The following is an 11,426-nucleotide window of genomic DNA, read 5'->3' as shown; positions in this document are numbered from 1 at the left end:
CGAAAAATATTTTTTTGACACCCCACCAACGGCTCAAACCGTTGATAAATCAACATTTATAGAGGGAGGAATATAATGAATTTGACGTTTATTAGCAGCTTTTCATCCGTTATCCATTCAAAAGTAAATTCAACTTAATTATGAAAAAGAGGTGAACAATCATTGAGTTTTACGATTGACAATTTAATTTTCCTTTTATCCATTCTTCTAGTTACGGGAGTCTTAACAGCAAAATTCTCTTCGCGTTTAGGTCTACCTTCCCTCGTACTGTTTATTATTGTTGGTATGATACTCAGTCATTACGTCTACTTTGACAACGCTCTTTTAGCACAAGGTGTCGGAGTAATTGCTCTCATTATCATTCTATTTGATGGTGGTATTCAAACAAAGTGGACCGACGTCAAAAGCGTCGTTCGCCCTTCTATTTCTCTTGCTACATTAGGAGTTTTAATTACAACTGTTGTAACCGGTGTATTAGCAAAGTACATTTTGGATGTTACTTGGCTAGAAGGCTTATTATTTGGAGCGATCGTTGGATCTACTGACGCTGCAGCCGTCTTTTCTGTTTTAGGATCTAAAAACATTCGTCAAAAGCTCACGTCAACTCTAGAAGCAGAGTCAGGTTCAAATGACCCAATGGCGATTTTCTTAACTGTTTCAATTATTGAACTAATCCAAGCACCTGAATCACCTATCTTTACTCTTTTCCTCGACTTTTTCTGGCAAATGGGAATGGGGTTACTAATGGGATTAGTGCTCGGAAAAGCTTCCGTATGGATTATCAATCGCATTAATTTAGATTCATCCGGTCTTTACCCAGTATTATCTCTTGCTTTAGCAGCTTTAACATATGGCGTCACTGCTTTTATTGGAGCAAGTGGATTGCTAGCTGTCTACATAATGGCTGTTATTATCGGAAACTCCCATTTAACATATCGTCATGCAATTGTACGCTTTAATGAAGGTTTTGCATGGATGATGCAAATTCTTATGTTTATTATTTTAGGTCTACTCGTCTTTCCAAAAGAGCTTATTGAGGTTACATGGCAAGGTATCTTATTGTCGTTTTTATTAATGCTCGTTGCTCGACCATTAGGTGTTTTCATCAGCATGCTTTTCACTAAATATACAATGAAAGAGCAGCTATTCATTTCGTGGGGAGGACTAAAAGGAGCCGTTCCAATTGTTCTAGCTACATATCCAATGATGGCTGGCCTTGAAAATAGCACACTTATCTTTAACGTGGTATTCTTCGTTGTTCTTACTTCTGCGTTATTACAAGGAGCAACCATTTCTCCGTTAGCCAATTACTTGAATTTCTCAGATGGTGAAAAAGAAGTGGTTCCACACAGTTTAGAACTTGTTTCGATGGGCAAAACCAATAATGAAATGATTGAGCTAAAGCTGGTTCCAGATGCCGCAATCTCTGGAAAATCACTTGAAGAACTTCCCTTGCCAGAAGATGTTTTAATTACGGCTGTTATCCGTGAAGAAAAGCTAATTACACCTCGCGGAAATACTAAAATCTTTTCTGGCGATACTCTGTACGTTCTTGTTTCTAAAAAGAAACGCGAGCGCGTTACGGAATATTTCCAAAAGAAAAAAACCTCTCTCGAAGAGGATGTATCTATCCCTTAAAAAACAAAGGCATCTCCTATTTTAAAGGAGTGCCTTTGTTTTTGTTTTCCTTTTGCATTAAATAAAGCGCTTCGTAGTTTGGATGATGCTTCAAAAGCTCTGAAATTGTGACAAAACGATATCCTTTTTCCTTTAGCTCAGGCAGTATTTGTTTCAGTGCTTGAACCGTTTGCGTGCGATCCCCCCCTGTATCGTGAAACAAAACGATGTTGCCAGAGCTTGCATTTTTCAGAACTTGATGAACAATTTTGTCTACACCAGGGTTTCTCCAATCAAATGTGTCTTGATGCCATGACCATAATACAACAGTATACTGCTGATTTTTAGCTGCTTTCACCACTTTATCATCATAGTAACCAGTTGGTGGCCTAAAAAGATAGGGTTTAATACCCGTTATCTGCTGAATTTTGTCATCAGCCTTTTCAATCTCACCTTCTATTTTTACAGTATCTTTACCACGAACTTCTAAGTGACTATACGTATGATTTCCAAGTTCATGCCCTTCTTTAACCTCTCTTTTAGCAATTGTAGGATATTGAGTAACTCGGTCACCTAAAACAAAGAATGTAGCTTTTGCATTGTATTCTTTTAATAAATCTAGAATGAGTGGCGTATACGTTGGATCAGGTCCATCATCAAACGTTAATGCAATAATCTTTTCTTCACTTGTTGGAATTTCCCAAACAATATCACCTTTTTTCTCATAGTAAAAACGGCTTTTCTTTGCTGCTTGTCCGTTCGATGCACCTGTGAAAAAGAGAAGTGCGCAAAGAAGCAAACAACCTTTTTTCATACGCTTACCTTCTTTCTTGTTTCTCTATTTGATCTTGCTCTAGTTGTGATATGACAATCGCTCGTAAGTCATTCTCAAAAAATGATTCACTGCATACATACGAATGCTTTGACAACTCCTCTTGTTTCGACTTTTGATTCACTCGACATCCACTCTCTTTCTTTTTAGAATGTTCTTTTAGGTTCTCCCAAATAAATGAAAACAAATCGATAAAAACAACCGTATTGCGTTTACTTTTAATGGAATGGGGGAAAATGTAAGAAATTGAACACTATACTCATTGAAGGGTTGATTTTGACAATTTCACTATAGATAAAGGAGACTGTATATGATCTATCGAATAGTAATAGTAGCTCTGTTTATCTTTCTCTGTTTATCTTTACGCTTAGTGCGCTTCAAACAAAAACGAACATATTGCCTTTAGCAAGTGAGCAAGAAAACGCTAGAAAAGGTACGTCCAGTCATCAAGGCTTTTCAATAAATGTATTACCTGACTATGAATTACAAAAAGAAGAAGAAGGAAAAGACATTATTTTCTCTACGCATTCACCTCATACTTGGATGAGAATTCAAGTCTTAGAAGTCGATACAGCAAATAAACTTACGTCGGTTAATACGGCTACATCTACTTTTGAAGAACAATTCGGAAAAGCTAAAATGATTGCCGATCAGCACCATATTAAGAAGCCACTCATTACTGCTTTTGAAGCCTACACTGATCAAGAAAAAGCGGCCTTATATATCGTAAAGGCTCCTAGCAAAGCACAAATACTAGTTATTATAACTAATATTAAAAAACATTCACCTGATGAACAAGAATTGTTTACTATGATTAATAGCATTCAATTAAAGGAGAGATAGTGTGCAAAAATATTTGTTAGTTCTGTTTACAGCAATTATGCTGACGGCTTGTGGAACAACACAAGAAAACTCTAAGTCCCATAATTCTTCTCATAGTACAAGTGATCAAGCTCCAAAAGAAAAAACATCAAAAGAATCCTCAGACACTTCATCTGATGAACAAACCATTCGTCTTCTTGAACAGATGATGGCGTATGAAAACGAAGGTATGCAAGAAGAAAAAATGGGGTTTTTAAAAACCAGTGAAAACCAAAAATATTCTTTATATGTCTTAGAAGGGTATACGTTTACAGAAGAAGAACCACGAAAAGATGTTATTTACTACGATGCTAACGATAAGCTGTGGATGCGTATTGAAGTTCTTCCTGATAACGTAGATTGGGACAAGGTAGAACAAGAAGCTCTAAAAGGATTAGAAGCTGTATCAACTGACGTTCAAAAAAGCTCTGTCACGTCTTATAATGAGACTTTTTCATTCCACAGTGTACATTCAGCCAGCAACGACAAGAACCGAACTACTTCATATTTAGTGAAGGCATCTGATAAGCGTCCAGCTATGCGGCTCACCATCTTCACTCCGGTTGAAACAGAAAATGTTAATGCCTTTTTAGAAATGGCTAATTCGATTGAAAATTTATAGACTCAAAAAGCCGAACACAAAGGTGTTCGGCTTTTTGAGTCTATTTTAAATCCATTAGCTTTGTTTTCAAGTCAGCTTCCATTTGATACAGCTCTGCTTCTGCTTCTGTTCTTTTTGTACGGCCTTCTTCTTGAATTTTTAATACTTCTTCAAGCGTAGTAATTAAATCTGATTGTGTTTGTCTAAGCGTTTCAATATTTACTATTCCTCGCTCGTTTTCTTTTGCTACTTCAATTGTATTTTGCTTTAACATTTCTGAATTACGTGTTAACAAATCATTTGTTGTTTTAGATACTTGTTTCTGAGCTTCCATTGCAGCTTTTTGTCGCAGCAGTGTAGTCGCAATTACAATTTGATTTTTCCAAAGGGGAATTGCGGTCAAAATAGAGCTTTGAATCTTTTCTACAAGCGTTTGATTTACTTCTTGAATCAAGCGAATCTGCGGTGCACTTTGAACAGCAATTTGTCTACTTAACTTTAAATCATGAACGCGCTTTTCTAAACGATTAATGAATTGGCTTAAATCATTTACTTCCTGAGCCACCAAGTAATCATTTTTTGCTTTTGCTTCCTGCTGAAGTGCCGGCAACGCTTCATTTCTAAGCGTTTCTAATCGATACTCTGCAGCTCCGATATAAATATTTAACGCATCATAAAACTGTTTATTTTTATCATACAAACTATCTAACATTGTAATATCACGATAAAGCATTTGCTTTGAACGTTCTAATTTATCCGCAATCTTATCAATTTCAACGTTAATACTTTGATATTTTGTTAATAAATTTTGAATTGGCTTTGACAAACCAGAAAATACTCTGCTGATAAATCCTTTTTTCTTCGTTGTGAAATCATCTGGATTCACCTGACGTATTTTAGACATTAAGTCAGCAATCACATCTCCAACAGGACCTGTATCTTTCGTTTGCACATGCTGTAAAACAGACTGAGAGAACTGCGAAAGCTCCGACTGTGCGGCTACTCCATATTGAAGAATAGCCTGCTGGTTTTTATAATCGATTTGCTCGGCGATTTTCTGTGCTTTTTCTTGGTATTCAGGGGCTAAGTTATTGTATGTTGAAAGCTGCTTAGCTACCGGTTGGTCAAGCTGAGTAGCCAAAGTTGGTGATGCAAACGGATCATTTAGAAGTTCATCTAGCGATTGTTTTTTTTCCACTTCTTTCATATAAACCCCACCCTTATTTCATTCGATTTATTGGCGCATATTCTTCTTCATTTTGAAAATGTTGTTTTAAAACCTTCATTTCTACATCTAAACTTAGCACATCTTGAGAAAGTGCAGAATTTAAAAGCTGGTCATACTGTGTTGACAGTTCATGTATCACATTTTCAGCCTCATGAATACTTTCTTTTACATCAATACTTTTTGTAGGTTTAGATAATAAAAATACGTAGCGTTCAATAACCGTCACCGTTGCTTGCAAATAGTTCGTAAAAAATGGCTGAACACTTTTATAGCGCGCAGGCTCTTTTTCAACCATATCAACGATACTTTTCCCTACTCTATATAGCTTAGAAAGCTCTGTCCACATGTGAATTGATTTTAGCTTAAAGCGAGAACTGCTAATAACTTTTAATTGCTTACGTGCTTCACGAGCCTGATGCTTGATATAAGCAAGTTCTTCTCTATAAGGGTCTTTATATGCAATTCTAGCGCTTTTAAAAACGAAGAATATTGCTGTTAGTGCAGCCGTACCAAAGCTTAATAAAATGCTATCACCAATCCCTACACCAAACCCTAAATAACTAATTGGAATCGTAGCTGTACCAACAGTCCATACGATAAACAATTGTTTTAAAAATGTCACCACTTTCATGTCCGCTCACTCCTTATCGTCTCTATTTATGTTTAAAATCGTTACGTTTCACTTATTATGATAAGAATATTATACCATTTAACTCCTAGTTCTAAAATAAATTACCTTTATACGTTATATACGAACGAAGAGCAAATAAGTTTCAGTTCCCATAAAAAAAGCGAAGGCATGTTTGCCTTCGCTTTTTTCTTAGTCACGCTTATTGTAATCATATTGAGAACGATCTACTGGTTTAAAGCCTTCTGGGGTATGGAAACGTAATAAGTCACCATATACAAGCTTATCGGACAGCTCAAGCTTTTGTTTTACCAGTTCGTCGTATTTATCATATTTTTTTGCTTCTTCTTCTGGTAATTGCTCACCAGTTTCGTTATTGAATACTTTTTGGTCCACTTTTGTAATCTCAGGAGTTACAAAGTCACCGTTTCTAAACGGAACAATTTCCTGGTGGTCTTTTGAAAGTAAGTCTGTACCAAAGTCAATATAGTCTTTCGTATCAATACCTAATAGGTGCATAACCGTTGGGCGAATATCAACTTGACCACCGTACGTATGCTTCACGCCACCCTCTAGACCAGGAGCATGAATGAATAGTGGTACTCGCTGTAATTGCGCTTGTTCAAAGTCACCTACATCTTTACCAAGAACCTCAGACATTGCACGCTTATGGTTTTCAGAAATACCATAGTGGTCACCATACATAACAACCATCGTGTTATCGTATAAGCCAGAAGCTTTTAAATCATCAAAGAATTGCTTTAATGCCTCATCCAAATAGCGAGACGTTTGGAAATATTGGTCAACTGATTTATCGCCTGTAGTATGCGGCTCAATTGTTTGATCTTCCTCATCTAATGGATAAGGGAAATGGTTAGATAGCGTAATAAATTTTGCGCTAAATGGTTGCTTTAATTCTTTTAAATAAGGCATAGAATCTTTAAAGAATGGCTTATCTTCTAAACCATAGTTTAGCGTATCTTCCTCATTCATATCGTAATATGCTGAGTCGAAGAATTTATCAACACCAAATGACTTGTACATTTCATCACGGTTCCAGAATGTCTTACCATTACCATGGAATACTGCATTTGTATAACCGTTTTGGCCTAAAATAGCAGATCCAGCTTGATACGTGTTATTTGCCTTTGTTGTGAAAACTGATCCTTGAGGTAATGGGAATATTGAGTTTTCTACCATAAACTCAGCATCCGATGTTTTACCTTGACCTGTTTGATGGAACACGTTATCAAAATAAAGCGTATTTTTATCATTTCTAAGTGAGTTCATAAATGGCGTAACTTCTTCACCATTTAATTCATATCCCATCATAAATGTTTGTAATGATTCAAGTGAGATATAAATTACGTTCATATCCTTAGCTTTACCAAAGTATTCTTCATTTGGCTCAGCGTAAGTTGCTTTTGCGTAGTTTTCAACCTCTGTTACGTCACTGCTGTCAGCTAGAGCTCGTTGAGCTGACGATTTTGAGCTTTGAATAATGTCATAAACTGTATAGTTATATGCACCTAAATATTTAACTAAATAGTTACGGTCAAACGTACGTGTTAAAAGCTGTGGACGATCTGTTTCTGCAATGGCAATATTTGCACTTACAACTAGAACCCCAACTAAAAATACGCTTGTTACCGTACGTTTACTAATTGTTGTAGGTAAATCAAACTTCTTCCACATTATAAGTGCAATTAAAACAAAGAAGTCAATGAAATACAGAATATCTGTTGGCTGAATTAAAGCCATTGCACTTCCACCTAATTGACCAAAGTTATTTGATTGAGTTAGAACAGGTACTGTAATGAAGTCATTAAAGAATCGATAGTACACAACGTTTGCGTACAAAATAAATGATAATAAGAAGTTAATACCTAGTAATGCTCGTACCTTTCCTCTCCCTTTAAATAGTAAGGCAAAAGCAAAAAAGATAATTGCTGAACCGAGTGGGTTCATAAATAGTAAAAACTTTTGGATAAAATTCTCAAGACTTAAATTAAATTCAATTTGATAAACGGCATAAGTTTTAATCCAAAATAACAATACTGCAACTAAAAACAACGGTAATTGCTTAACAAAAATGTTTTTTCCGTTTGTCATGAGCTGTTTCATATTCCCACCTCTATATCTATTTGAAATTTGAGCTCATTTATTTTAGACGTAAATCTGGATGGATGTTAGTCTAAATTCGTAAAAAGAAATCTCCCTTACAAAAACTGTAAGAGAGCTAAACTGTTCTTTCACATTTTAACTCTTTAAAAAAAATTGTCAACACTCTTGCTGTATATTTTATTGAAAATATGAAAAAATAACTAGTTCATTGCTTCTTCTATTTATATGCCCAGCCTGTACAAACATCTACTTAAAAATAAATTTATCCTTATGTTCAATTTATATTTTTCTCAAGCTTTTTATCACCATTATGTTAAGTTTGCCATTCCTACACACTGACAATACGCTGGACACCATGAATTCTATATCTTATGCCATTCCATTTTTTTCTTAAGAAAAAGGACTTCTTGTTCTTTCATTAAAATACTATTCTAAATGTCGTTGTTATGACTGGTACATCATCTATAACTTAGAGGATCGAGAAGAAGAAAACAACCGAGTAGTTTTACTTCCGGTTTCTTTACCCAAATAGAATTGAAACGAAACAGTTGTAAATCATTTTGTTTCACGCCATATGCTTACACAAAATTACGTTTAAGTATATATAGAAAGTAAGATGATGGTCCATAACGAAATGATTTCAAAACCAACAAAAAATACGAGCAGCTTGCTCACCATAACTTCTTTTTCTCAAAAAATCAAAAGCAAGAATTTGATACGATTTTTAATGAAGGTGAAATTGCTTCAGATCCAACGATTTATATTGGTGTTTCATCTAAATCTGACGTGACACAAGCGCCCGAAAGAAAAGAAAACTTATTCATTTTAACGCACGTTCCTTCATTAAAAGAAGGTGAAGACTGGAACGTTATTGAAGAACAATACCGAGATGTCGTTCTTACCAAACTTGAAGCGATGGGTCTTGAAGGCCTACGTGATAGCATTGAATTTGAAGAAAGGTTCACACCAAACACCATCCAGCAGCTATACGGCGCAAATGGAGGCTCTATATACGGCGTAGCAACCGATCGTAAAAAGAACGGTGGTTTTAAAATCCCTGCTCGTAGTCAAATTCTATCAAATTTATACTTTGTTGGTGGTTCTACTCACCCTGGCGGTGGCGTTCCGATGGTCACTCTATCGGGGCAGCTAACTGCTGATGCAATTAATGAAGATTTTCAGTTACCTTCTATTAATAAAAAGCATATCGGATAATAATGATGAAAAGCCCACACACCTGCTCAGATTAAAGAGCTGGAATGCAGGCTTTTTGCTATTAAAAATTCATTTTTGACTGCCCGCCATCTACATTTAAGCTTGCTCCAACAATCCACGAAGCTTTTTCAGATGCTAGAAAAACCACAGCGTTAGCTACTTCTTCCACGGTTCCAAAACGACCTGCTGGAATTTCATTTTTTACAAACTGATTAATTTTTTCAGGATTTTCTTCTAACCGTTTCTTCCAATTACCCGTTTCATGTAGAATACTTCCAGGCGCAATACTGTTAACGCGTATGCCATAGGAAATCATTTCATCCGCAAATGACTTAGTAAAGCTAATTAAAGCAGACTTGGCGTTATTATACGTTACTTTACCTCCGCTTTCTCGGCCAAAAATAGATGTAATGTTTACAATGGAACCTGTTTTTCGTTCTTTCATATACTCTGCTGCAAGCTTGCTTAAATGAACCGCAGAAAAGTAATTAAGCTCCATCGCTTCATAAAACAATGATAAATCTGTTTCTAGCGCTTGCCCTCCATTGCTTCCGCCTGCATTGTTAATTAAAATGTCGATACCTTGAAAATCTTTTACGACATTTTCAATCAATTGAATGCGCTCGTCTTGTTTCGTCACATCTACTTTATATGTACGGATGTTGGTAAATTTCTGACTTAAACGCTCTAAGTCATCTTCACCTCGAGCTGCAACCGCAACATCTGCTCCTTCTTCTGCAAAGAGCACAGCAATTGCTTGACCAATCCCTTTCGTTCCACCTGTTATGAGCACCTTTTTACCTTTTAAATTTAAATCCATTATAATGCCTCCTTGTTTTTATTTAATAGTAATATATTAACTATTCTTTCGCAAAAACAAGCCTCATCGTGATATAATTTTTCTCGTGTGAACTTGACGGATAGGAGTACAAACATGAATCAAACATTCTCTAAAACGGAAAAAATGAAGCAGTTTTTATTTATCTTATTACCTATTTTGATGACGCAGTTCGGTATGTTTTCAATGAGCTTCTTTGATACGATGATGTCGGGTCGTGTAGGAGCAGATGATTTAGCAGGAGTTGCTATTGGCTCAAGCCTTTGGATGCCTGTATTTACTGGACTAAGTGGTATTTTAATGTCCATAACTCCTATTGTAGCTCAGCTGATTGGGGCTGATAAAAAGAAAAATGTCGCTTTTACAGTTGTTCAGGGACTATATGTTTCAATTATCATGGCCTTAATTGTTATTGTTATTGGATTCTTTGTCGTAAACCCCGTTTTAAACGCTATGAATCTAGATCCAAACGTAGCTCGGATTGCGTTAGATTACTTAGTGGCGTTATCAATTGGTATTTTTCCTCTATTCATTTATACCGTGTTACGTAACTTTATTGATGCACTGGGTCAAACAAGAACATCGATGTTTATTACCCTTCTTGGCTTGCCTATTAACGTTGCGTTAAACTACTTATTGATTTTCGGAAAATTTGATTTCCCTAAGCTTGGAGGCGTTGGAGCTGGATATGCTACGGCTATTACTTATTGGTGCATTTTGCTCGTGGCAATTTGGATTATCACCAGAAAAGATCCTTTTCAATCATTTCAGGTATTTCGTACATTTTATAAACCCGCTTGGCCTTCATTTAAAGAAATACTTGGGATCGGCATTCCAATTGGATTTGCTATCTTTTTTGAAACAAGTATCTTCTCAGCCGTTACATTGTTTATGAGCGCATATGATACGGTGACAATTGCTTCTCACCAAGCAGCAATAAACTTTGCATCGTTTCTGTATATGATTCCGCTCAGCATTTCAATGGCCTTAACAATTGTTGTAGGATTTGAAGCTGGTGCTAAGCGTTTTGAAGATGCAAAGATGTACAGTCGTATCGGTATTTTACTTGCCGTTTGCTTAGCTCTTTTAGGTGCAGTCTTTTTATTTTTATTTAAAGAAAAAGTAGCTGCTTTATACACAACAGATCCCAAAGTGTTGGCATTAACAACTCATTTTTTAATTTATGCGGTCTTTTTTCAATTATCGGATGCAATTCAAGCACCGATTCAAGGGGCTCTGAGAGGATATAAAGATGTGAACATTACCTTTTTTATGGCGTTGATTTCATATTGGGTAATTGGTTTACCACTAGGATATATATTGGCAAATTATACAGGACTTGCAGCTTTTGGATATTGGATTGGACTGATTAGTGGTTTGGCTGTAGGTGCGATTGGATTAAGCTATCGGCTTAAGACGATTCAAAAGCGCTTTATTTCATCAGCCCAGGCTTCGAAAACTGCATAATAAAAAAGAACGTCC

The 11,426-nt window shown here is 36.0% G+C and carries 9 protein-coding genes and 1 pseudogene; 5 read left to right on the top strand and 5 right to left on the bottom strand.

What is annotated here, in order from left to right; genetic code table 11:
• The first annotated feature begins 162 nt into the window (after nt 1–162).
• Nucleotides 163–1,638 (top strand): potassium/proton antiporter, encoded by a 1,476-nt coding sequence (locus AC1UFB_RS16465; protein WP_100347617.1) that lies wholly within the window; start codon nt 163–165, stop codon nt 1,636–1,638.
• A 16-nt stretch (nt 1,639–1,654) separates the two neighbouring features.
• On the opposite strand, the gene AC1UFB_RS16460 is transcribed toward AC1UFB_RS16465, so the two are convergent.
• The gene (locus AC1UFB_RS16460) at nt 1,655–2,431 is read right to left on the bottom strand and encodes a polysaccharide deacetylase family protein (RefSeq protein WP_482589507.1); all 777 of its coding nucleotides are present in this window, start codon (nt 2,429–2,431) and stop codon (nt 1,655–1,657) included.
• 414 nt (nt 2,432–2,845) lie between these two features.
• Here AC1UFB_RS16460 and AC1UFB_RS16455 point away from each other — a divergent pair, with 414 nt between their 5' ends.
• Nucleotides 2,846–3,292 (top strand): hypothetical protein, encoded by a 447-nt coding sequence (locus AC1UFB_RS16455; RefSeq protein WP_328101129.1) that lies wholly within the window; start codon nt 2,846–2,848, stop codon nt 3,290–3,292.
• A gap of 1 nt (nt 3,293) precedes the next feature.
• The gene (locus AC1UFB_RS16450; protein WP_025909164.1) at nt 3,294–3,932 is read left to right on the top strand and encodes a hypothetical protein; all 639 of its coding nucleotides are present in this window, start codon (nt 3,294–3,296) and stop codon (nt 3,930–3,932) included.
• Between the two features lie 40 nt (nt 3,933–3,972).
• On the opposite strand, the gene AC1UFB_RS16445 is transcribed toward AC1UFB_RS16450, so the two are convergent.
• From AC1UFB_RS16445 to ltaS, 3 genes are all read right to left on the bottom strand, one after another.
• Nucleotides 3,973–5,118: a toxic anion resistance protein gene (locus AC1UFB_RS16445; RefSeq protein ID WP_100347614.1), complete on the bottom strand. Its 1,146-nt coding sequence runs from the start codon at nt 5,116–5,118 to the stop codon at nt 3,973–3,975.
• Between the two features lie 13 nt (nt 5,119–5,131).
• Nucleotides 5,132–5,770 carry a 5-bromo-4-chloroindolyl phosphate hydrolysis family protein gene (locus AC1UFB_RS16440; protein WP_100347613.1) on the bottom strand — a complete coding sequence of 213 codons (639 nt, stop codon included), beginning with the start codon at nt 5,768–5,770 and terminating at the stop codon, nt 5,132–5,134.
• Between the two features lie 189 nt (nt 5,771–5,959).
• A complete protein-coding gene (gene ltaS, locus AC1UFB_RS16435) occupies nt 5,960–7,891 on the bottom strand; it encodes a lipoteichoic acid synthase (protein ID WP_035320382.1) in 1,932 nt (643 codons plus the stop codon).
• Between the two features lie 648 nt (nt 7,892–8,539).
• Here ltaS and AC1UFB_RS16430 point away from each other — a divergent pair.
• A pseudogene (locus AC1UFB_RS16430) lies at nt 8,540–9,106 on the top strand (phytoene desaturase family protein); the annotation flags it as partial.
• A gap of 61 nt (nt 9,107–9,167) precedes the next feature.
• Here AC1UFB_RS16430 and AC1UFB_RS16425 read toward each other — a convergent pair.
• On the bottom strand, nt 9,168–9,926 hold the full coding sequence (locus tag AC1UFB_RS16425) for an SDR family NAD(P)-dependent oxidoreductase (protein ID WP_025909168.1): 759 nt from the start codon (nt 9,924–9,926) through the stop codon (nt 9,168–9,170).
• 114 nt (nt 9,927–10,040) lie between these two features.
• Here AC1UFB_RS16425 and AC1UFB_RS16420 point away from each other — a divergent pair, with 114 nt between their 5' ends.
• Nucleotides 10,041–11,411 carry an MATE family efflux transporter gene (locus AC1UFB_RS16420; protein ID WP_328101728.1) on the top strand — a complete coding sequence of 457 codons (1,371 nt, stop codon included), beginning with the start codon at nt 10,041–10,043 and terminating at the stop codon, nt 11,409–11,411.
• Nucleotides 11,412–11,426: the final 15 nt, after the last annotated feature.

This window comes from Priestia sp. KCTC 13724 (genome assembly GCF_056820425.1).
The sequence above is the reverse complement of the archived record's forward strand: the minus strand, read 5'-3'. Positions and strand labels throughout refer to the sequence as shown.